25 protein-coding genes and 2 other annotated features are annotated in these 21267 nt (G+C 54.9%); of the genes, 18 read left to right on the plus strand and 7 right to left on the minus strand.

What is annotated here, in order from left to right:
- Nucleotides 1-17 precede the first annotated feature (17 nt).
- Nucleotides 18-245, plus strand: a binding site (T-box leader).
- A gap of 68 nt (nucleotides 246-313) precedes the next feature.
- The 4 genes from leuA (at nucleotide 314) to BN2106_RS04160 (ending at nucleotide 4307) form a co-directional block, all read left to right on the plus strand.
- Nucleotides 314-2023: a 2-isopropylmalate synthase gene (gene leuA / locus BN2106_RS04145; RefSeq protein ID WP_050697305.1), complete on the plus strand. Its 1710-nt coding sequence runs from the start codon at nucleotides 314-316 to the stop codon at nucleotides 2021-2023.
- 104 nt (nucleotides 2024-2127) lie between these two features.
- The gene (leuB, locus tag BN2106_RS04150) at nucleotides 2128-3201 is read left to right on the plus strand and encodes a 3-isopropylmalate dehydrogenase (protein ID WP_050697306.1); all 1074 of its coding nucleotides are present in this window, start codon (nucleotides 2128-2130) and stop codon (nucleotides 3199-3201) included.
- 72 nt (nucleotides 3202-3273) lie between these two features.
- Nucleotides 3274-3966 (plus strand): AzlC family ABC transporter permease, encoded by a 693-nt coding sequence (locus tag BN2106_RS04155; protein WP_050697582.1) that lies wholly within the window; start codon nucleotides 3274-3276, stop codon nucleotides 3964-3966.
- Complete coding sequence (locus tag BN2106_RS04160) at nucleotides 3963-4307, plus strand: AzlD domain-containing protein (protein ID WP_050697307.1); 345 nt, start codon at nucleotides 3963-3965, stop codon at nucleotides 4305-4307. Before BN2106_RS04155 ends, BN2106_RS04160 begins: the two co-directional genes overlap by 4 nt.
- Nucleotides 4308-4442: 135 nt before the next feature.
- On the opposite strand, the gene BN2106_RS04165 is transcribed toward BN2106_RS04160, so the two are convergent.
- The gene (locus BN2106_RS04165) at nucleotides 4443-4931 is read right to left on the minus strand and encodes a deoxycytidylate deaminase (RefSeq protein WP_050697308.1); all 489 of its coding nucleotides are present in this window, start codon (nucleotides 4929-4931) and stop codon (nucleotides 4443-4445) included.
- 146 nt (nucleotides 4932-5077) lie between these two features.
- Here BN2106_RS04165 and rsmA point away from each other — a divergent pair, with 146 nt between their 5' ends.
- The 6 genes from rsmA (at nucleotide 5078) to BN2106_RS04195 (ending at nucleotide 8365) form a co-directional block, all read left to right on the plus strand.
- Nucleotides 5078-5944 carry a 16S rRNA (adenine(1518)-N(6)/adenine(1519)-N(6))-dimethyltransferase RsmA gene (gene rsmA / locus BN2106_RS04170; RefSeq protein ID WP_074017403.1) on the plus strand — a complete coding sequence of 289 codons (867 nt, stop codon included), beginning with the start codon at nucleotides 5078-5080 and terminating at the stop codon, nucleotides 5942-5944.
- 25 nt (nucleotides 5945-5969) lie between these two features.
- The gene (locus tag BN2106_RS04175; RefSeq protein WP_050697310.1) at nucleotides 5970-6293 is read left to right on the plus strand and encodes a hypothetical protein; all 324 of its coding nucleotides are present in this window, start codon (nucleotides 5970-5972) and stop codon (nucleotides 6291-6293) included.
- A gap of 14 nt (nucleotides 6294-6307) precedes the next feature.
- Entirely contained in the window at nucleotides 6308-6799 is a 492-nt protein-coding gene (locus BN2106_RS04180) for a hypothetical protein (RefSeq protein WP_154666423.1), read from the plus strand.
- Between the two features lie 170 nt (nucleotides 6800-6969).
- A complete protein-coding gene (locus BN2106_RS04185) occupies nucleotides 6970-7146 on the plus strand; it encodes a ribbon-helix-helix domain-containing protein (RefSeq protein WP_050697312.1) in 177 nt (58 codons plus the stop codon).
- A gap of 146 nt (nucleotides 7147-7292) precedes the next feature.
- Nucleotides 7293-7592 (plus strand): DUF6809 family protein, encoded by a 300-nt coding sequence (locus tag BN2106_RS04190; RefSeq protein WP_050697313.1) that lies wholly within the window; start codon nucleotides 7293-7295, stop codon nucleotides 7590-7592.
- 416 nt (nucleotides 7593-8008) lie between these two features.
- Nucleotides 8009-8365, plus strand: coding sequence for a nuclear transport factor 2 family protein (locus BN2106_RS04195; RefSeq protein ID WP_050697314.1), 357 nt, complete (start codon nucleotides 8009-8011; stop codon nucleotides 8363-8365).
- 952 nt (nucleotides 8366-9317) lie between these two features.
- Here BN2106_RS04195 and BN2106_RS04200 read toward each other — a convergent pair.
- The 5 genes from BN2106_RS04200 to BN2106_RS04220 are packed head-to-tail and all read right to left on the minus strand — an operon-like array spanning nucleotide 9318 to nucleotide 14621.
- Nucleotides 9318-10544, minus strand: a complete 1227-nt coding sequence (locus BN2106_RS04200; protein ID WP_050697315.1) for a homocysteine S-methyltransferase family protein — start codon at nucleotides 10542-10544, stop codon at nucleotides 9318-9320.
- A 29-nt stretch (nucleotides 10545-10573) separates the two neighbouring features.
- Nucleotides 10574-12268: an arginine--tRNA ligase gene (gene argS / locus BN2106_RS04205; protein ID WP_050697316.1), complete on the minus strand. Its 1695-nt coding sequence runs from the start codon at nucleotides 12266-12268 to the stop codon at nucleotides 10574-10576.
- Entirely contained in the window at nucleotides 12237-12701 is a 465-nt protein-coding gene (locus tag BN2106_RS04210) for a YwiB family protein (RefSeq protein WP_050697317.1), read from the minus strand. Before BN2106_RS04210 ends, argS begins: the two co-directional genes overlap by 32 nt.
- Nucleotides 12702-12724: 23 nt before the next feature.
- Nucleotides 12725-13537, minus strand: a complete 813-nt coding sequence (gene murI, locus BN2106_RS04215; protein WP_050697318.1) for a glutamate racemase — start codon at nucleotides 13535-13537, stop codon at nucleotides 12725-12727.
- A gap of 16 nt (nucleotides 13538-13553) precedes the next feature.
- Complete coding sequence (locus BN2106_RS04220; protein ID WP_050697319.1) at nucleotides 13554-14621, minus strand: D-alanine--D-alanine ligase family protein; 1068 nt, start codon at nucleotides 14619-14621, stop codon at nucleotides 13554-13556.
- Nucleotides 14622-15037: 416 nt separating this feature from the next.
- Between BN2106_RS04220 and BN2106_RS04225 the strand changes: the two genes are divergently transcribed.
- From BN2106_RS04225 to rplL, 8 genes are all read left to right on the plus strand, one after another.
- On the plus strand, nucleotides 15038-15838 hold the full coding sequence (locus BN2106_RS04225; protein WP_050697320.1) for a DUF7674 family protein: 801 nt from the start codon (nucleotides 15038-15040) through the stop codon (nucleotides 15836-15838).
- A gap of 214 nt (nucleotides 15839-16052) precedes the next feature.
- On the plus strand, nucleotides 16053-16202 hold the full coding sequence (rpmG, locus tag BN2106_RS04230; RefSeq protein WP_050697321.1) for a 50S ribosomal protein L33: 150 nt from the start codon (nucleotides 16053-16055) through the stop codon (nucleotides 16200-16202).
- Between the two features lie 21 nt (nucleotides 16203-16223).
- Nucleotides 16224-16547 carry a preprotein translocase subunit SecE gene (gene secE / locus BN2106_RS04235; RefSeq protein ID WP_074017407.1) on the plus strand — a complete coding sequence of 108 codons (324 nt, stop codon included), beginning with the start codon at nucleotides 16224-16226 and terminating at the stop codon, nucleotides 16545-16547.
- A gap of 17 nt (nucleotides 16548-16564) precedes the next feature.
- Nucleotides 16565-17086: a transcription termination/antitermination protein NusG gene (nusG, locus tag BN2106_RS04240; protein ID WP_050697322.1), complete on the plus strand. Its 522-nt coding sequence runs from the start codon at nucleotides 16565-16567 to the stop codon at nucleotides 17084-17086.
- Nucleotides 17087-17237: 151 nt separating this feature from the next.
- Nucleotides 17238-17663 carry a 50S ribosomal protein L11 gene (gene rplK, locus BN2106_RS04245; RefSeq protein ID WP_050697323.1) on the plus strand — a complete coding sequence of 142 codons (426 nt, stop codon included), beginning with the start codon at nucleotides 17238-17240 and terminating at the stop codon, nucleotides 17661-17663.
- A gap of 55 nt (nucleotides 17664-17718) precedes the next feature.
- Nucleotides 17719-18411: a 50S ribosomal protein L1 gene (gene rplA / locus BN2106_RS04250; protein ID WP_050697324.1), complete on the plus strand. Its 693-nt coding sequence runs from the start codon at nucleotides 17719-17721 to the stop codon at nucleotides 18409-18411.
- A 69-nt stretch (nucleotides 18412-18480) separates the two neighbouring features.
- Nucleotides 18481-18635: a sequence feature (ribosomal protein L10 leader region), on the plus strand.
- Nucleotides 18636-18676: 41 nt separating this feature from the next.
- The gene (gene rplJ, locus BN2106_RS04255; RefSeq protein ID WP_050697325.1) at nucleotides 18677-19210 is read left to right on the plus strand and encodes a 50S ribosomal protein L10; all 534 of its coding nucleotides are present in this window, start codon (nucleotides 18677-18679) and stop codon (nucleotides 19208-19210) included.
- A 67-nt stretch (nucleotides 19211-19277) separates the two neighbouring features.
- Nucleotides 19278-19655 (plus strand): 50S ribosomal protein L7/L12, encoded by a 378-nt coding sequence (gene rplL, locus BN2106_RS04260; protein WP_082236354.1) that lies wholly within the window; start codon nucleotides 19278-19280, stop codon nucleotides 19653-19655.
- 167 nt (nucleotides 19656-19822) lie between these two features.
- Here rplL and BN2106_RS04265 read toward each other — a convergent pair whose 3' ends face one another.
- Nucleotides 19823-21172, minus strand: coding sequence for a D-alanyl-D-alanine carboxypeptidase family protein (locus BN2106_RS04265; protein ID WP_050697327.1), 1350 nt, complete (start codon nucleotides 21170-21172; stop codon nucleotides 19823-19825).
- Nucleotides 21173-21267 lie beyond the last annotated feature (95 nt).

The following is a 21267-nucleotide window of genomic DNA, read 5'->3' on the forward strand; positions in this document are numbered from 1 at the left end:
TTATGATAGTAACATATTAAAAGGCAATGACGGGAATAAGACAGGTTTCTTTTCTCCAGAGAGCCGGTGATGGGTGCGAACCGGTGGAAAGATGCGTGTGTATAGCTCATCCCTGAGCTGCCGGTTTGAACTCTGTGGTAGAACCGGACGCGTGGCGGCGTTACAGGCCGGGGCCTTGTTGGAGGCTTGAGGGCGCTTTGGCGCTGAATTTGGGTGGTACCGCGGATGAAATGTTCGCCCCGAACTTCTTTAGAGAAGTTCGGGGCTTTTTTGCGTGTATTCTTATGTTTTATCTTGATAGGAGGAAATTGACATGTACGAACGCTTTAAAAAGTATATTCCTTTTGAGCCGGTCGCGCTTCCGGACCGCTCATGGCCGGACAAAGTGATCACAAAGGCCCCGACCTGGTGCAGCGTGGACCTGCGCGACGGCAACCAGGCGTTGATCGACCCGATGAATCTGGAAGAAAAGCTGCTCTTTTTCCAGACACTCGTGGATATTGGGTTTAAAGAGATTGAGATTGGATTCCCGTCCGCATCCGAGACGGAATATGAAATATGCCGCACACTGATTGACCGCAACCTGATTCCGGACGACGTGACCATTCAGGTGTTGGTGCAGGCGCGTCCGCATCTGATCAAAAAGACGTTTGAAGCCATTAAAGGCGCAAAGAATGTCATTGTCCATTTTTACAATTCCACTTCCACCTTGCAGCGTAAGGTGGTCTTCAAGACCGATATGCAGGGCGTCATCGATATTGCGGTCAACGGCGCGAAGCTGATCAAGGAGCTGACCGACGAGGAAGTCGCGCGCACCGGTATGAATATCCGCTACGAGTATTCTCCGGAGAGCTTTTCCGGTACGGAGATGGATAACGCGGTTGCGATCTGTGAGGCGGTCATGGATGTCCTCCAGCCTACGCCGGAAAACAAACTGATTTTAAATCTGCCCAATACCGTCGAGATGAGCACCCCGAATCATCATGCGGATCAGATCGAATATTTCTGCCGCAAGATCAAAAACCGTGACAGCCTGATTATCAGCCTGCACCCGCACAACGACCGCGGTACGGCGACCGCCGCGACGGAGCTGGGTATTTTGGCTGGGGCGGACCGTGTGGAAGGCACGCTGTTTGGCAACGGCGAGCGCACCGGCAACGCCGATATTATGAATGTGGCGATGAACCTGTATTCCCAGGGCGTTGATCCGGAGCTGGATTTCTCCCATATCAAGGACGTCCGTGAAATTTATGAAAAGTGTACCCGCATGAAGGTACATGACCGCCATCCCTATGCGGGCAACCTGGTATTTACGGCGTTCTCCGGATCGCATCAGGATGCGATTAAGAAGGGCGTTGAGTACATGAGCCAGAGCGGAACGGAGTATTGGGAAGTGCCGTACCTGCCGATCGATCCGGCGGATGTAGGCAGAGAATACGAACCGATCATCCGGATCAACAGCCAATCCGGCAAGGGCGGCGCCGCCTTTATCATGCAGCAGAATTTTGGTTACGAGCTGCCCAAGGCGATGCACCCCGAGTTCGGCGCGATGGTCAAGGCGGCCTGCGACGAGGCGGGGCGCGAGATGCAGCCCAACGAAATCTTTGCGATTTTCCGCCGCGAGTATTTGGATCTGCGGTATCCCTACAATCTCAAAAAATACAAATTGTATGAGGAGAACGACGCGGAAGGCGAGACTGTCGTGCATTTTGAAGGCAATCTGCGCTTCATGCACGAAGACCACATCGTCAGTGCGACCGGTAACGGACCGATCGATGCATTCTTTAAGGCGCTGCGCACCGTGGGAATCAAAGATTATAAGTTCATCACCTACCGCGAGCACGCTGTTTCCGCCGGCGCGGATTCCAAGGCGATTTCCTATATTCAGCTGACAGCGCCGAACGGCGAGACGGTCTTTGGCGTCGGTATGGACGGCAACATCAGCCTGGCCTCCATCAAAGGCATCATCTGCGCCATCAACCGCGCCTGCGGCGAGCAATGCCCGCCCGCAGCCAAGGCGTAAATCAGCAGTTTGTCCGCGTGGGACGGAAATAAGATGCTCCCGGCAAAAGGAGAGGTCTCGAAGAAATCCAAGAGTACAATAGAAAAATCAGGAGGAAAAAATAGATGAATGAATATAAAATTGTATTGCTGAAGGGCGACGGAATCGGTCCGGAAATTGTGGACCAGGCGGTCAAGGTGCTGAATAAAGCGGCGGAGAAATTCGCTTTCCGCGTCAACTACGACGAAGCCCTGCTGGGCGGCAGTGCCATCGACGCGACCGGCACGCCCCTGCCACAGGAGACGATTGACAAGTGCAAAGCGGCGGATTCCACGCTGCTGGGCGCGGTCGGAGGCCCAAAGTGGGACACTCTGCCGGGCGATCAGCGTCCGGAAAAGGGGCTGCTGGGCATCCGCGGCGCACTGGGCCTGTTTGCCAATCTGCGTCCGGCGGTTATCTTTGATGAACTGCGCGACGCTTCCCCGCTGAAGGCGGAAATCATCGGCGGCAAATTGGATGTGATGGTGGTGCGCGAGCTGACCGGCGGCATCTATTTCGGTGAGCGCGGCCGCAAAGAGATCAACGGCGCGGAGGCGGCGTATGATACGGAACTGTACACCGTGCCGGAGATCGAGCGCATTGCGCGCGTGGCGTTCGACATGGCGCGCAAGCGTGGCAAGAAGCTGTGCAGCGTGGATAAAGCCAACGTGTTGGAATCCTCCCGCTTGTGGCGCGCAACCGTTGCCCGCATCGGCGCGGAGGAATTCCCGGATGTGGAGCTGAGCAACATGTATGTGGACAACTGCGCAATGCAGCTGGTACGCAACCCGCAGCAGTTCGACGTCATCGTGACCTCCAATATCTTTGGCGACATTCTCTCCGACGAGGCGTCCATGATCAGCGGCAGCATCGGTATGCTGGCCTCCGCCAGCCTGGGCGCGGACCAGTCCGGCCTGTATGAGCCGATCCATGGTTCTGCTCCGGACATCGCGGGCACCGGCAAGGCAAACCCGCTGGCGACGATTCTCTCCGTTGCGATGATGCTGCAATACTCCCTGAACCAGCCCGAAGCCGCCAAGGCGATTGAAGATGCGGTTTCCGCCGCCCTCAGGCAGGCGCGCACCGCAGATATTGCCAGGGAAGGCATGAAGACCGTGACCTGCGAAGAGATGGGAGACCTGGTCTGCAGCCTGCTGTAAAAAGAGATATTGGAGCGAAGCAAAAGAGTGGAACAATCAACATTGACCTTTCAAAAGGGGCTGAAGGACGGCATGCCGATCTGCCTGGGCTACCTCAGCGTATCCTTTGCGTTCGGCATCCTGGCGACGCAGGGCGGCCTGCCCGTATGGGTGGCGCTGCTGATCTCCATGACCAATCTGACCTCCGCGGGCCAGGTGGCGGGTACGCAGCTCATTTTGACAGGCGGTATGTACATAGAAATTGCAATTACTACGTTTATTATCAACATCCGCTATATGCTGATGTCGCTTTCCCTCTCCCAAAAGGTGGAGGCGAAAATGACGAACCTGCAACGGTGGATTCTGGCCTTTGGCATCACGGATGAAATCTTTGCCGTGGCGAGCCAGCAGAAAGAAGAGGTCAGTGCAAAATATCTGTCCGGTTTGATCGTTACTCCCTATGTGGGCTGGGCGCTGGGGACTTTCCTGGGGGCGACGGCGGCGGGCCTGCTGCCGATGTCCCTGCGCGACGCGCTTGGCATTGCGATCTATGGCATGTTTATCGCGATCATCATTCCGCCCGCCCGCAAGGCGAGGCCGGTCGCTGTGGTTGTCGTGCTGTCCATCGCGCTGAGCTGTGCGTTTAAATGGCTGCCTCTGCTGAACCAGATTTCCTCCGGCTGGGTGATTATCATCTGCGCCGTGCTGGTGTCCGCCTATGCGGCGGCGCGCTACCCGATCGATGAGGAAGCGCCGGAACCGGAAAAGGCGGGTGGGGAAGCATGATCGATTACACGCGCATCCTGCTCTCCATCGCAGTGATGGCGGTTGTCACCTATGTGATCCGCGTGTCGCCCCTGGCGATTTTTAAAAAGAAAATTCAAAACCGGTTTATCCGTTCCTTTTTGGCCTATGTGCCGTATGCGGTGCTGGCGGCCATGACCTTCCCGGCCATTCTGTTTTCCACCGCGGAAGCGGTGACGATGCAGAGTGTGCTGTGCGCCTCCATCGGGATGGTCGTTGCGCTGCTGCTGGCTTATAAGGACAAGGGGCTGCTCACCGTGGCGGTAGGGTCTACGGCGGCGGTTTTCCTCATGGAACAGATTACAAGGTTTATTTTTGTATAAGGAAAGAGTGAACGGAATGCGCGGCCCGTCCACTCTTTCCTTCCTTTTATGCAATTTTAATGCCCGGCTAAAATAACGATGGTTGCGCGGAAATTCCAGACAATTGAGCGGGTGGGCCCATTTGCTGAAATGGGTTTAATAACCGAAGATGCCCTCCAGCGATTCGTCAAAAGTGACCCAGTCCATGACGTCCACGCTGATGAACTCTGTTTTGTTCAGACGGATGACCACGCGCGCGATACCCGCGTTGATGATCTGCCGCTTGCACATGGAACAGCTGGACGGGTTTTCCACATATTCTCCGGTTTTGGCGTCCTTGCCGACCAGGTACAGGGTGGAGCCGATCATATCGCGCCGGGCGGCGCTGATGATGGCGTTGGCTTCCGCGTGCACCGCGCGGCAGACTTCGTACCGCTCTCCGCGCGGGATGCCGAGGCTTTCCCGGATGCAGATGCCGGTATCGATGCAGTTTTTCCGGCCGCGCGGCGCACCATTATAGCCGGTGGAAACGATTTCGTCGTTATGAACGATAATGGCGCCGAAATTACGGCGCAGGCAGGTGCCGCGCTCAGAGACGGTTTCGGCAATATCCAGATAGTAATTTTCTTTGTCGGTTCGCTGCATAGGTATTCCCTCTCTCCATGTCGAATTATGGTCAACATTTATGATAGAGGATTTTCGCTTTGGAATCAATGGCAAATCGGAAATTAATATGATATACTAAAACTTATACTAAATCAGCCCGATTCGGGCGTTCGGAGGTTGCCATTTTGCAGGAAACATTTAGGTTGTCCGATCCCAGCGCCATCAAGGCGCTGTTGGCCCGTCATGGGTTTACGTTTTCCAAATCACTGGGACAGAACTTTTTGATCAACCCATCAGTCTGCCCGCGCATGGCGGAGGAGTGCGGCGCGGCGCCGGGCGTGGGCGTATTGGAAGTAGGGCCCGGTATCGGCGTGCTGACCGTGGAGCTGGCGAAACGCGCGGAAAAAGTGGTATCCGTAGAGCTGGACAAGCGGCTTCTGCCGGTATTGGAAGAGACGCTAGCGCCCTATGACAATGTAAAAGTGGTCAATGACGATATTCTCAAGGTGGATCTGAAAAAGCTGCTGCGGGAGGAATTCCCGGGTATGCAGGTTGTGGTTTGCGCGAACCTGCCGTATTACATCACTTCGCCGGTCATCATGCGTCTGTTGGAGGAGCGGCTGCCCATCGCAGGTTTGACGGTGATGGTGCAGAAGGAAGCGGCCCAGCGGCTTTGCGCGCAGCCCGGCAAACGGGAGTGCGGCGCGGTGAGTGTGGCGGTGCAATATTACGCGGAGCCGCGCGTACTGTTCCAGGTTTTGCGCGGGAGCTTTCTGCCGCCGCCCAACGTGGATTCTTCAGTGATCCGGTTGGATGTGCGCCTGGAGGCCGCAATTGACATTCCAAATGAAAAGAAGTTCTTCGCATTGGTAAAAGCGGCATTTGGCCAGCGCAGGAAAACCATTCTCAACGCGGTTGCGGCGGGTTTGTCGGTTCCCAAGGAACGCATTGCCGCCGCCTGTGACGCGGCTGGAATCGCGCAGAACGCCCGGGCGGAGCAGATGACCATGGAGCAGTTTGCCGCCCTCAGCCGGGCGATGGAGAGCCTTTAAACGATCGTTTCAGGAGGGGATTACAGTGACAGATCATAAACTTTCTTTTATTTTTTATGAGGTGGGAACCATCCTCTGCGTGGTGGCGATGGTATTGGGACCGGCCGGAATCGAGAACTGGTCCGTGGCTGCTTCCATTGTTGCGGTTTTTCTGGCCTGTACCGGCATCTACCTCGCCTTTTCCAGCTGGACGGTTCCACCGCGGGGACGGCCGACCCTGGAGCAGGAGGAAACCGACGGGCTGGAATGTGTCGGACTGAAAGAGGAAGCTCCCGATACTCCAGTGGAGGGAGAGCAAATAGTAGAACCCTGTGAAGAAAAAGAAGAGGACAAAGAGCCCCTTCTTTGAAAACGGAGGAAAAAATGAAAAAGTGTGGCGTACTATTGGCGGCGCTCATACTCCTGCTTGTGATGGGGTGCAGTGCTCCGAACACGAAGAAAGCGGAAAAAGACCAGTATTATGAAGTGCTGTCCGCCGAGAGCGGCGAGATGGTTTATACCATCACAGAGGACACCGCCGTTGAAAAGATCAATGATGCGCTGGATTCTGCTTCCGACCAGACAAATGAAGACGCGGATACGCTTGGCCTGAAGGGGACGGAAGAATATGTTTATGTCTGCTATCAGGAAAAGACACTGCTGGCTGGGCAAAGTCCCGATGAGGAACGGGGATACGAAGAGATTTGCCGGACGACGACCTATGTGGATTCGTTCTACATCACGACGGCGATTCCGCCGGATATGGTGAAGAGTATGCATATCCCGCAGGAGATGATGAACTTCACCCTTAAGGTTCCGGATGAGGGGATGGAGGTATTAAGCAATCCGGGACAGTTTTTTGAAACGGAATTATAATGAGAATAAAAAGAGGACGCGATCCTGCGTCCTCTTTTTTGGTTATTAGAGATTTAAAAGATAACATTGGATATAACAGGTAAAATTATTTCACCTTGGCAAAATGAGGTTGATTTTTATGGGTCTATAAAGTATAGTGTTATTAACGGCCCATAAAAAGGAGGTGCACGATGGGCGAGAAAAAACTAGGCCGACCGACAGACAATCCAAAGGAAATTGTATTAAAAATTCGTTTGGATAAAGGTTCTGAGGAAATGCTTAAGGAATGCCGCGATCAAATGAAACTTTCAAAAGCGGAGATTATCCGACGCGGCATAAAATTGATGCACGACGGCCTCGAAAAATAAAAAAGGAAAGCGGTGCGTCGTCAGCAAACGTAATACACCACTTTCCCCACACAACAGCCCTTAACCAGACCATTGCACAAATATTGTACCATGTGCGTCCCGGTCTGGCAAGGCGTTGTGAAAAATCATGTAAAGGGATGGTACATATGGAAACAAGCTATCTGGAAGCGTTTGCGAATGGAAATCTGCAAATACAGGATCGAATCTACCGGCGCAGCTCCGCTTATGACAAGGCTTTGAAAGAGGCTTGCAGAGCGGAAGACGCGCTCCGGGAAACGCTGAACGGGGCGGAAAAGGAATTGTTTGAAAAGATGATCAGCGCGGAGGCAAGGCTCCATTCATTGTCGGAGACCGACCGCTTCATTCACGGCTACCGGCTCGGCGTGCGGATGACCATGGAGGTATTCACCGGGCGGGACGACCTGATGTTCGGCGGAGAAGCATAAAAAATAGCTGATTCCGAAGAAACCTCCGCGCGGAACGACAGGAAAGCCACAGCAGTCCATTTTTTGTTGCGCGTGGATGTCTCGGGATTTTCTATAAACGATGGGCACAATAAAAAATAGTGTTGGATTCAGTTTGTACGATTGGGTTCATGTCAAGACAACGAGGCTGGAAAGGCTGATGATTAGGGCGTTTAACGGATCTTCCCAGCTTGTGCTGCAAAATCTTTACAGGTCATGATTTGACCAAAATTCCGCCTGATTCCCGCTCTAATTTTATAAAGACTTGGCGCAATATAAGAATAGATACAGCGACTTGACAGTTTCGGCATTAGCATTTAGAGTATAAGAAACAAAAATATTGGCATTAGGCGAATAAGGCGTACTAGACAAAATCGGAATTTGGAGGAAAAGAGATTATGTTAAGGCCTAAAGAAGTAATATCTAAATGGGTAGATGCTTTTAATAACCATGATGTAGAAGAAATTACGAGTCTTTATCACGAAGATGCAACCAATCATCAAGTAGCCAATGAACCCGTTATTGGAATTGAAGCAATTCGTGCAATGTTCACTAACGAGTTTTCTATTGCGGATATGGCTTGCATTGTAGAAAATATATTTGAAGATGGACAGTGGGCAATTTTAGAATGGAAAGACCCATTAGGATTAAGAGGTTGTGGATTTTTTCATGTTGTTAATGGGAAAATTCTGTTTCAAAGAGGGTATTGGGATAAACTATCCTTTTTGAAACAGCACAATTTGTCTATCGAATAAATAGACAACTCCCGATTTGTCGGGCAGATTTGTCGTGCGCCTTATTGGCAAAAGACGTACTACCCATTTTGTTGTTTTCAATCGTGGCAAGCAGGGCACAACGGTACACACCGTTATGCGTTTGCCCATTTTCCGCTATGCGAAAACTGCTCAAACCGCTTGTTGGGAGCTACCCCCAATCCCCCGTCAAAGGGCGCTGAAAACGAGAGGTTTGACCGACTTGCTCACAGCGTCCGGTTAGGGGTGATGAAAAAGGCCCCGCTGAACATTTTCCGAGGTTTGGGTTTCAGTACCCAACAAGCGTTTTGCAGGAGTGTATATACTCTTGTTCTGCTTGCCACGATTGTTTTAAATGGAATTGGGATTCCCGCCGCACGTGAAAATAGCCCCGATATGAGACGGGGGTCAGTCTCACGCCGGGGCTGTCAAGCAGAACGATAGACCCCCTCGGTTCCGCGCCCGCAGAGCCCCGTTCTGTCAGGGTTAGGGAGCCCCTATTTTTCCGCTTTCGCAGTCGGTTCTTTACTCCGCGTCATCCCTCCCTCAGATAGGCGACGGCTTATTACATACAAAACGTCGGCGCGAGGGTTCCCATTTTGCAGGCGAGAAAATCCCGCCCAACTTCACAAAAGTATGTTGCAAGAACTTTTACCACAGAACGGAGCCGATACGCGCAAACCCGCATGAAATCAGAGGCTTTCGCATGGCGGTATAAAGTCCTATACGGTCTTTTGAGTTGTTTTTTGCTATTTGGGCAATAAAAATAGCTGATTCCGAAGAAACCTCCGCGCGGAACGACAGGAAAGCCACAGCAGTCCATTTTTTGTTGCGCGTGGATGTCTCGGGATTTTCTATAAACGATGATATAAAATAAAAGAAACCGGCGTTTCCAAAAGCTTTCAAGCTTCCGGAAACGCCGGTTTTGTATGTAATGGATACACTGTTTGGAAGCTTAATAGAGAATAGCGCCGTACTTGGAGGCCAGCGGTTCCAGCACCTCATCTTCCAGCTGGCATTCGCTGTCCACGATCAGGCGGCCCTGAAAATAGCGCAGGGCGGCTTCCAATACCGGCGCACTGTCGCAATGTACGGCGATGGGCAGGCGCGTCATACCGCTGTTTTCCGACAGGATGAGCGCGTCGTCCACGCTCTCTACCTCAACCAGCGCCGCGTTGCAGCGGTCGTCGTCCAGATCAATCAAATCCTCGTCCAGGCGGCTGGTGCAGGCCAGTGGTTCGCTGAATACGATGTCGTCGCCCAGGAAGAAGGCTTCTGTTTCGATCGCGGCGGCGTAGGAATCGGGTTCTTCCGGTACGCGCATCGGGGAGCACTCGCACAGCATTTCCGCCAGCGCGTCGATGTGCGCCGGGGTGGTGCCGCTGCATCCGCCGAAGATATGCGCACCCGCCTCCAAAAGCTGCTTTGCGTGCTCCGCGAATTGCTCGGGGGAGAGCAGCGAGCCGTCCTCCGCCAGCGCGGAGGGCTTGACGATGATGGGAACCGCGGTGTGTGCGCGCACTTCCTCCAGCTGTTCCAGCATGGGGCCGATGGGGCCGTTCAGCCCGACGGCGTCCGCGCCCATCACCTGCAAGGTGATTAAGGCGGGCAGCAGGGAACAGCCGGTCACCGTGCGGCCGCTTTCGTCCAGCGTCAGCGTGACAAAGGTGGGCAGGTTGGTCGCCCGGGCCGCGAGCACCGCCGCACGCATATCTGCCAGGGAGGTCTGCGACTCGATGGCGATGAAGTCCACGCCCGCCTCGTCCAACGCGCGGATCTGCTCGCGGTAAAGATCGTAAATGTCGTCAAAGTCGGATTCCCCAAAGGGGGGGACGAAAAGCCCGCTGGGGCAGACGTTGCCGCCCACCAGCACGCCGCGCGGCTTAGCGACGCTTTGGCTCAGCCTGACCAGCTCCGTGTTGAGCTGCGCTACCTCGTTTTCCAGCCCATACAGGGACAGGCAGGCGGCGTTTGCGGCAAAGGTCGGGGCATAAACAGCCCGCGCGCCCGCATTGATGTAAGCGCTTTGCAGCTTGGTCAGGGTCTCCGGATGTTCTAAAATCCATTGTTCCATGCCGGACCCGCCGGGCCGCCGAATGTCGGCGGGCATGCCCGCGGCGATCAGGTTGGTGTCGGTCGCGCCGTCCAGCAAAAGGGGTAACGGATAAGGGAAATCGTCCATTTTTTGTCTCCTAATGTAAAAATCAGTGGTTACATGACTTCCGGTGCGGAAATCTTGAGAAGGGACAGCACGTTGCGGATGACCGTCGCAACCGCCTTACAGAGGCAGATGCGCGCGGCGCGCAGGCCGTCCTCCGCGTCTTTGACACGGCAGGTGTTGTAGAATTTATGATAGAGCGTGGCCAGCGTAATGACGTAGCGCGTGATGCGCGCCGGATCGTAATCCTTTGCGGCGGCCACGATTTCGTCCGTGTAGGCGGACAGGTGACGGATCAGCTCGATCTCCTCCTGGGAGGTCAGCAGGGCCAGCTCCTCGTCGGTGCAAGCGCGGGGCTTGATGCCTTCGGCTTCCAGCGCCTTGAGGATGCTGCAAATGCGCGCGTGCGCGTATTGCACATAGTAGACCGGATTCTGGGAGTTCTGCTGTACCGCGAGATCAAGGTCGAAGTCCATCTGGGAGGTAGCTTCGCGCATGTTGAACAGGAAGCGCGCCGCATCGACGGGAACCTCATCCAGCAGATCCGCCAGCTGGATCGCCTTGCCGGTGCGCTTGCTCATGCGGACGACCTCGCCCGCCTTGACCAGGCGAACCAGCTGGATCAGAACCACGTCCAGCTTGCTGCCGTCCAAACCAACGGCGTCCATCGCGGCCTTCATGCGCGCCACATGGCCATGGTGGTCCGCGCCCCAGACGTCGATGCAGATGTCAAAGCCGCGCTTCGCGAATTTGTTGCGGTGATAGGCGATGTCCGCGGCAAAGTAGGTGGGATTGCCGTTCTGACGCACCAGAACCTCGTCCTTTTCCGCGCCGAAGTCGGTTGCACGGTACCAGAGCGCGCCCTCCTTCTCGTAAGTCATGCCCTTGTCTTTCAAAATCTGGATGGTCTCTTCCAGCTCGCCGTCGTTGTGAATGCGGCTTTCCAGGAACCATTCGTCGTACTGGATGCCGTATTTGGCGAGATCGGCCTGCATTTTAGCGATGTTCTTCGGCAGGGCGAAGGCTACCAGCGCCTTCTGACGCTCCGCCGGATCGGCATCCACATAGCGGTCGCCGTTTTCTTCGGCGAACTGCGCGGCGCGCTCCTTGATGTCGTCGCCGTGGTAGCCGTCCTCTGGGAATTCCACCGCGTCCTCGCCCTTGTAAATCTGAAGGTAGCGCGCCTCCAGAGAATTGCCGAATTTCTCGATCTGGTTGCCCGCGTCGTTGACGTAGAATTCACGCCAGACGGAGTACCCCGCCGCGTCCAGCACAGAGGCCAGGCAGTCGCCCAGCGCGCCGCCGCGGGCGTTGCCCATGTGCATTGGGCCGGTCGGGTTGGCGGAGACGTACTCCACCATGATCTTTTTGCCCTGCCCGTAGTCGCTGCGGCCATAGTCCGGGCCGAGCGTCTCAATGTCCTTGAGAATGTCCGAATAGAACTGGCGGTTCAGGAAAAAATTGATAAAGCCGGGGCCGGCAATTTCAAAGCGGTCAAAATAGGTGCCGTCCAGTGCCAGATTGTTGGTGATTGCCTCCGCGATTTTGCGGGGCGCCATATGGAACGCGCGCGCGCTCACCATGGCGGCGTTTGTCGCCCAGTCGCCGTGGGTGCGGTCCGCGGGAACTTCAATTGTGAAAGCCGGGGCCTCCGCTTCGGGCAGCTCGCCCTTTTCCATCGCGCGGGCGATTGCCGCGCCGATCACTTCCCGTAAATTATTGGTTGCCTGCTGCACTAATTTTGACATCTTTGTTTTCTGCCTCCTTGACGGTAATCAGTATTTCATTGGAGCTGGACAGGTTGGAGTTGATGTCCAGCGTATAACGCACTTCCAGTTTGCCGCCTTCGTCCGTCAGGCTGGAATGCAGCCTGCTGGTGAAGATGCCCACCATCATGTGGCCGTAGCCGGTGTCGTACTGGCAGAGGTGGCGCTTGCCGTTTTCCAGAACCAACCGGGTGCCGTCCGCGCCGCCGCGCATCAGCGTCACCTTTTGGGTGCCCTCAATTTTCAGCACGGAGGTGATGGGTTTGCCGTTTTCCTCGTTGTCATATTCCTTGTAGGTAATGTAGCGGTTGTTGCCCTTTTTGACATAGGAACCGAGCGTAGTCACCTGGATTTCGCCCGATTCGTCGTCCACCTTCTGGCGGCCCAGAATGTCGATCAGATAATTTTCCTGCATGTTATTCATCCTCCCTGTGGGGGTCAATAGCGGTCGATGTCGATCTGCCGGACGTCCTGGTCCACGTTGCGGCCCAGGAAAATCCCCGCAATATGCGAGAAGTTTTCCACGTGGTCGCTGACGTAGAAGGAGCAGTCTCCGGCAGTTTGCCGGTCGCAGAGCAGCCCTTGCTCCCGCAGCAGCTCGCCGCAGAAAAAGGCCGTTTCACGTCCGCTGTCAATTAACGTTACATCCCTGCCCATCACCGCGCCGATGACGCGGCTGATGATCGGGTAATGGGTGCATCCCATGATGAGCGTATCCACACCGGCATCCCGCAGTTCCGTCAGGTAGCGTTCCGCCACCATGCGCGGAACCGGGTCCTCCGGGTCGACGAATCCATTTTCCACCAGCGGGACGAACAGCGGGCAGTCGCGGTCATACACCACGATGCTGGGATCGATCTCCGCCAGCGCCCGGCGGTAGGAGCCGCTTCGGATCGTGGCGGTGGTGCCGATCACGCCGACGCGCTTGTTGCGGGTCGCCTTGGAAGCTGCCAGTGCGGTGGGATGTAATACGTCGACAAACGGCAGGCCCAGCTCCTGTCCCGCGCCGCCGATGACGGAGCTCACGGTGCCGCACGCCGCGACGATCAGCTTCACCCGGTTTTCCTTTAAAAAGTGAATGTCCTGTGCGGCGTATTTTAAAATGGTTTCCCGGCTGCGCGAGCCATACGGGACGCGCCCGGTGTCGCCGAAATAGATGATATTTTCCTGCGGCAGGATCTCCAGCAGCTCTTTGACGGCGGTCAGGCCGCCGAGGCCGGAGTCAAACACGCCGATTGGTCGGTTATCCATGCTTTCCCGCTCCTGTTTATTGGTTCTCAAAGGCCAGACCGATCAGGCGGTCCAGCAGCTCCGGAATAGAGACCCCGCAGGCTTCCCAAAGCTTGGGATACATGCTGATGGAGGTAAAGCCCGGCAGGGTGTTGATCTCGTTGAGCAGAATCTCGTCGCCGTTCCGCACAAAGAAGTCCACGCGGGCCAGGCCCGTGCAGCCCAGCATGCGGTAAGCGCGCTCCGCGGTATGGCGCAGCGTCTCGCTGACCTCCGGCGAAAGGTGCGCGGGGATGTAAAGCTGTGAAGTGCCATTTTTATATTTGTCGTCGTAGTCGTAGAAGTCGGCGGACGGTGCGATCTCTCCCACAATGGAGGCTTCCGGTTTTTCGTTGCCCAATACGGCGCACTCCACTTCCTGCCCGACAATGCATTCCTCAATGACGACCTTGTCATCCTCGTTGGCGGCCTTGGCAACTGCGTCGTCCAGTTCCGCCTCGCAGTTGACCTTGCTCACACCCACGGAGGAACCGGCGTTTGCCGGCTTGACAAACACCGGGTAGCCCAGGCGCGCTTCCACCTTCAGCTTGATCTTATCTGCGCCGGTTTTGTAATTGCAGGCGAAGAACCAGAGGTAGTTGGCCTGCTTGATGCGCGCGCCCGTCAGCAGCGTGTGGGCTACGGCTTTATCCATGCACACGGCGGAGGCCAGCGTGCGGCAGCCGACGAATGGGATGCCGGAGAGCTGGAACAGCCCCTGAATGGTGCCGTCCTCGCCGTTTTTGCCGTGCAGTGCCGGGAAGGCCGCGTCAATCCTGACAATTTCGCAGCGTCCGTCGCCGTTCAGCACCAGCAGCCCGCCGATGGAGCGGTCCGGGGAGAGGGAGGCGGAACGGTTGTTGGGATTCTGCTCCCACGCGCCGCTGGCGATGTCGTCGCTGGAGCTGTCCGTCAGCAGCCAGCGCCCGGCCTTGTCAATACCCAGGGTGAGCACCTCGTATTTATCTTTTGGAAGGTTGTCGATGATGCACTTTGCGGAGAGGCGGGAGACCTCGTGCTCGGAGGAACAGCCGCCGAAGATCACGACAATTCTGCGTTTTTCCATGGAATAGAACCTCCTGATATGTTTTTCAGATACAGTTGGCCCGGGACCCTTTTCATTTTCCTCGATACCGGCGCGGAGCGCCTTGGGGTCCTGTAAATATATATGATAACACAACACCGGAACCCGCGCAATCACTACATTTGCCAAATAATCGGGCCGCCCGGGGAAATCCGTGGGCAATATGAAAACGGGCCGGATTTCCTCTATATAATGTATGGTGACAAAAAAAGGAATATGTAGTATAATCAAAAGGACATTCTTTTCCGGCTGGCCATGAGAGGCGGCTTAGGGTGCGGGTGGCAGGATTTGACCCTGCACAGGCTGTATCCGCGCGGGCGCAGGAAAAGACGCAGCAGATGAAAACCGTTCGGGGCCCTGCAACAGCCCCGATTTTGAAAAAGCAGGAGTGATGATTTTTGGAACAAAAGGTATTTGACCTGATTGCCGGCAGGACCGGGGAGGCGCTCGCGCCGCAGGGCTTCCAGAAGGCCGGGGTATCCGCCGCGGAGGGCGTCGGCACGACGGCGCTGTTCACCGGGGAAAACCTCGCGTACAGCGTGTTTTTTGATGAAAAGAAAAAGCAGTTTGAGCTGCGCACCTGCCCAATGACGGACGAAGGCCCGGACGAGAACTGGAAAGTGATCTCCCGCTGGTTGTTCGACCCGGAACCGGGAACCAGCGGCATGTCGGAGGCGGAGAGCATCGCCAACGACTTTATAGAGACGATCGAAGGCCCCAAGCGCATTGCCGCCGTGCAGACGGCGAAGAAGCGCCGCAAGGGGGACGAAAACAACGCGGACCCGCTGTTCTTCTTTAACCGGCTGGTCGGCGTGTTCCCGGACCTGCGCGCGGAAATCGCCGAGGAGCGCGCCTGGTACGGCCTGGTGCGCGGCGTAACATTTGCCAGGGAGCACGTGCTGCCGAAGATGGACGCCCTGCTCGCGGGCGGCAATCCGGATAAACTCCGCAAGCTCTGCGAGGTGCTTGGCGACATGTATGTGGCAGGCGACATGGACGTGCGCTCCATCATTACAATTGTGCTGCTCAACGGCATGCGGGACCAGGACGGCGTGAAGGAAAAGATGGCGCCGCAGTTCCGCAAGGAGCTGGCGGAAGCGCACAAGGCGGCGCTGAAATACCGCGGCAGGGAAGTCAAACCGGAGAAAAAGAAGAAGGAAAAGAAATATTCCGCAGAGAAGCTCAACGACCTGCGGTAAACAGAGGAATCACAGCGGGGAGGGTGTGCGTTTTTCAACGAAACCGCGCACTGTTCCTTGCTTTTTTCAAATTTTCCCTTGACCAAACAGGGCGCGCTATGGTATAGTAATACTACCTCATAAAGGGGTTATTTTTTTGCGCCCTTTTCAGAGGGAGGCTGTGACTCCAAAAAAGAGAGTCTAAATATTGTTCCGTATAACGGGAGGTGCCGTCATGAGAGTGAAAATCGTATTAGCCTGCACAGCGTGCAAACAGCGCAACTACAACACCATGAAAAACAAGAAGAATGATCCGGACAGGCTGGAAATGAACAAGTACTGCCGTTTCTGCAGGAAGCACACGCTTCATAAGGAAACGAAGTAATCCGGACGGAGGGACAAAGAGATGCCAGAAAACACGGAAAAGTCAGTAAAAGATACTGAGAAATCGGTAAACGTTGCTGAGAAGCCGGCGAAAGCCGACAAAGCCGCAAAAGCTGAAAAATCCGAGAAGAAAGACAACGCTTTCGTCCGGTTTTTCAAGAACACGGCAAAGTTCCTTCGCGATGTCAAAAGTGAAATCAAGAAGATCGTGTGGCCTGCTCCGAAGAGCGTGTTTAAAAACACAGGCGTCGTGCTGGTGACCATCATCATCATTGGTCTGTTCATCTTCGGCCTGGACACCGCGTTTATGAACCTGCTTGGTCTGATCATGAACATCGCCAAGTAAGGAGCGGAGGAATTGCTATGCCCGAAGAGGGAAAATGGTACGTTGTGCATACCTATTCCGGGTATGAAAACAAGGTGGCCTCGAATCTGGAGAAAACGGTGGAAAACCGCCAGCTCCACGACCTGATCCAGGAAATCCGTGTCCCCACGGAGACGGTGACCGAGATCAAGGACAACAAAAAGCGCGAAGTCGAGCGCAAGATTTTCCCCGGCTATGTGCTGGTGAAAATGGTGATGACGGACGAGTCCTGGTATGTGGTGCGCAATATCCGCGGCTGCACCGGGTTTGTCGGCCCGTCCTCCAAACCGATTCCGCTCACCAGTGAAGAGGTGGCGAAGCTCGGCGTGGAGACGCGCGAGGTAGAGGTTTCCTACAGCGTGGGTGACTCCGTCCAAATTGTCGACGGTCCGTTGGAGGGCTTTGTCGGCACGGTGGAAGAGGTCGACCTGGAAAAGAACCGCGTCCGTGTGACTGTGAGCATGTTTGGACGCGAAACGCCGGTGGAGCTGGAGCTCGACCAGGCGGAGGCAATGGAATAAATCCGGCGGACGGCCTTCTCACAGCGTCCGGCGCGTCATGGTAACGATAATACGCGGGAGACCGCTTATTATGAGGGGCTCTGCCCCCTGTGGGAGGAACGGGTGAAACGCCCGCTCCGCCATCTACCACGAATTTTGGAGGTGCAAGTAAATGGCTCAAAAGGTTACGGGCTTGATTAAGCTCCAGATACCGGCTGGCAAAGCAACGCCGGCGCCGCCTGTTGGTCCGGCTCTCGGTCAGCATGGTGTCAACATTATGGCGTTCACAAAGGAATTCAACGAGCGCACAAAGGCAGACGCAGGTTTGATTATCCCTGTCGTCATCACGGTTTATGCAGACCGTTCTTTTACCTTTATCACAAAAACGCCGCCTGCGGCCGTTCTAATTAAGAAGGCCTGCGGAATTGAATCCGCTTCTGGCGAACCGAATAAGAAAAAGGTAGCAAAGATTACCCGTGAGCAGGTCAAGAAGATTGCGGAACAGAAAATGCCGGATCTGAATGCGGCCTCTGTGGAAACTGCGATGAGCATGATCGCGGGCACAGCGCGCAGCATGGGCATTGAAGTCGTAGATTGATCACCCGGGTGGGAGGAACAAATCCGATTTTACCACTCAATAGGGAGGAAAACCAATGAAACACGGTAAGAAATATGTCGACAGCGCCAAGCTGATTGACCGTTCAAAGTTTTATGATCCGGACGAAGCGCTTGCAACATGCGTGAAGACTTCTACCGCCAAGTTTGACGAGACCGTTGAGGTCCACGTAAAGCTGGGCGTTGACAGCCGCCATGCAGACCAGCAGGTTCGCGGCGCGATCGTTCTGCCGAACGGCACCGGTAAAACCGTGCGCGTTCTGGCAATCTGCAAGGGAGACGCTGCGAAAGACGCAGAAGCTGCCGGTGCAGAATTTGTAGGCGCAGAAGAAATGGTCCAGAAAATCCAGAGCGAAAACTGGATGGACTTTGACGTTCTGATCACAACCCCGGACATGATGGGCCTGGTCGGCCGTCTCGGTAAAATCCTCGGCCCGCGCGGCTTGATGCCGAACCCGAAGGCCGGCACCGTTACCCGCGACATCGGCAAGGCGATTACAGACGCCAAGGCCGGTAAGATCGAGTATCGTCTGGATAAGACCAACATCATTCACTGCGTCATTGGCAAGGTTTCCTTTGGTCCGGAAAAGCTCCAGCAGAACTTCGATACCCTGCTGGGCGCGATCATCAAGGCAAAGCCGGCCGCCGCGAAGGGCCAGTATATTAAGTCCTGCGTGGTTGCCACCACCATGGGCCCCGGCGTCAAGATGAACCCGAACAAGGTTGGCTAAAACCCTTGACAAGGGATTGTCCCTGTGTTATGATTAATATCGCTTTCCCGTGTAAACAGGAAAGTTCCATATTTCGCTGTTCTTTATTCAAAGACAGCAGGCGCATTGCGTAATGGGGAATCCCAGCCTGCCGAGGATAGAGCCGGAGAAACCTTCTGGATTCTTTTGATTCAGTTTGTTTTTACGCCCTTCCCGGTTTTGGGAAGGGCTTTTTATTTGCCCGGCCCGTTATGAAATGCAATTTCGGTTACGGAGGTGAATCCATTTGCCAAGCGAGAAGGTATTGGAACAAAAGAAGCAGGTCGTTACAGAACTTGCTGAGAACCTGAAAGCTGCCTGCACCGGCGTCATTGTAGATTACAAGGGCATCACGGTTGCGGATGATACAAAACTGCGTAAGCAGCTGCGCGAGGTGGGCGACTACAAGGTCGTGAAAAACACCCTGCTGAAATTGGCGTTGAAAGAAGCCGGCATCGAGGGTCTCGATTCCGTTCTGGAGGGCACCACAGCAATCGCGATCAGCAAGGAAGACTACGTTGGCAGCGCCAAGGTGCTTTCCGATTTTGCTGAGAAAAGCAAGACCTTTAAGATCAAGGCAGGCTTCGTGGACGGCAACGTCATCGACGAAGCGGGCGTTAAGAATCTTGCAAAGCTGCCTTCCAAGGAAGTGCTCATTGCACAGACGCTGGGCGGCTTGAATGCGCCGATTACCGGCTTTGTTACCGTGCTGAACGGTACCATGAAGGGCCTGGTTGTTGCGCTGAATGCAATTGCAGAGAAACAGGCTGCAAACGCATAATTGTTTTTCTACCAAACCGGCGCCGCAGGCGCACCAAAAATTACTTTAAAATTATGGAGGTATTATCATGTCTGATAAAGTTGTTAAGCTGATTGAAGATGTAAAGGCTCTCACCGTTCTGGAGCTCTCCGAGCTCGTTAAGGCTCTCGAAGAGGAATTCGGCGTTTCCGCTGCTGCTCCGGTTGCTGTTGCTGCTGCTCCGGTTGCTGGCGCTGCTCCGGCTGCTGAAGAGAAGACCGAGTTTGACGTCATCCTGAAGGGCGCTGGCGCCAACAAGATCGCTGTCATCAAGGTTGTCCGCGAGATCACCGGCCTGGGCCTGAAGGAAGCAAAGGAAGTCGTTGACGGCGCTCCGAAGGCTGTCAAGGAAGGCATTTCCAAGGACGATGCGGATGCGATCAGCAAGAAGCTGACCGATGCAGGCGCAGAAGTCGAAGTGAAATAATTCATTCCGTAACCAAAGCCCCGTCTGTGAAAACAGGCGGGGCTTTTTTGCTGCACCGGGTAAAAGTAGGATTGCCCAAAAGGGGTTCTACATCATCTGCGTAAAATGAAAGGCCGGAAACATTCCCAGCCAATGGGATGCTTCCGGCCTTTTGCATCTGCGTTTACTCACATGCGCCTGTATTTCTTTACCTTGCGCAGGTTTTTCTTTTTGCGGTTGTAAATCAGCGCTAAAACGATATAAATCAGGACCAATACCAGAATAATTCCTGCGATCACCAGGAACCAGGTGGAAGTAAAAATGGATTTGACCGTATCCACGGAGTGAAGCAGTTCGCTGCGTTCCACGGACTCCGCCGCGACCAGATCGACCGTAGCCAGCTCCTGTCCCGCATAGCTCAGGGTAGCGGTGCCGATCTTATCGCCTTTTTTGATGGGGGCTTCCACGCTCTCCGGCAGATTTTTGGTGAGAATCACGCTGGAGACGTCGACACTGTCCGGCATGATGGTGGAATAGTTTTTGGCAGGGACCAGCAGCAGCTTATCTTTGTTCCAGGCATAGTCCAGCTGGATTTCCCCGACAGAATCCTCGCTGTTGAGCACATCCTTCATTTCCAGGTTGTTGAAGGCCCATTCGTAGAGGTTCTTGCTGTCGATCATTTCGCCGCGGTTCGTAATCTTGTTGCCGTTTTCATCCACGCTGGGAGAGCCCAGCGCCACGCACATGTAGCTGTATCCGCCCTTGGTGGCGGAGGAGACAAGACAGTAGCCCGCCTGGTCATGGGAACCGGTCTTGATGCCGCGTGCGTAGCGGTAATAGAGGCTGGGGTCCAGGTTCGGGTCGATCAGCCGGTTTGTGGTGACGAGCGTGCGCTCCTGGCCGGCCTCAGGGCCGCCGGCGGGCGTGTAAGTATAGCGGGTCTGGTCGGTGATATCGGTGAAATGCGGCAGGGTCATCGCGTATTTTGTAATGAGGTACAGGTCGTGCGCAGTCGTGTAGTGGTTGTCGTCGTGCAGGCCGTGCGGATTCATAAAATGCGTGTTGACGCAGCCCAGCTCCTGCGCCTTCTGGTTCATCAGCTCCACAAAGGCGTTGGCGTTGCCGTTGCCGATGTAGTCAGCCAACACCAGTGCGGCGTCGTTGCCGGATGGGACCATCATACAGTTGAGCAGCTGCATCACGGTCAGCACATCGTTTTCTTTGATACCGGAGAGGGAGCTGCCAGTACCCAGCAGGCGGTCTACCACTTCCTTTGTCACGGTAACCTGTGTGTTTTCCAGATCCTCAATCTGTTCGCTGACAACGATGAAGCTCATGATTTTAGTGGTGGAAGCCGGCGCCCGCTTCGCGTCCGCGTTTTTCTGGTAGACGATGGTGTCCGTGTCCAGGTTGATCAGCTCAATCGCCGCGGAATTCGTTTCAAAGTCAATATTGAACGTGGCGGCGCTTGCATAGGACGGCACAAGCATACAGACCGTCAGGACCAGGCACAAAAGGGGAAAGAGCTTTTTTTTCATGGAACTTTTGCCTCCAATGTGATATGATTATAAAATATCAGATCTTTCAATACAGGGAAAGTCTTGTAAAAGTATACCAGTTATTGATGGAAAGA

It is taken from the genome of Anaeromassilibacillus senegalensis, assembly GCF_001261775.1.
Taxonomy (GTDB): domain Bacteria; phylum Bacillota; class Clostridia; order Oscillospirales; family Acutalibacteraceae; genus Anaeromassilibacillus; species Anaeromassilibacillus senegalensis.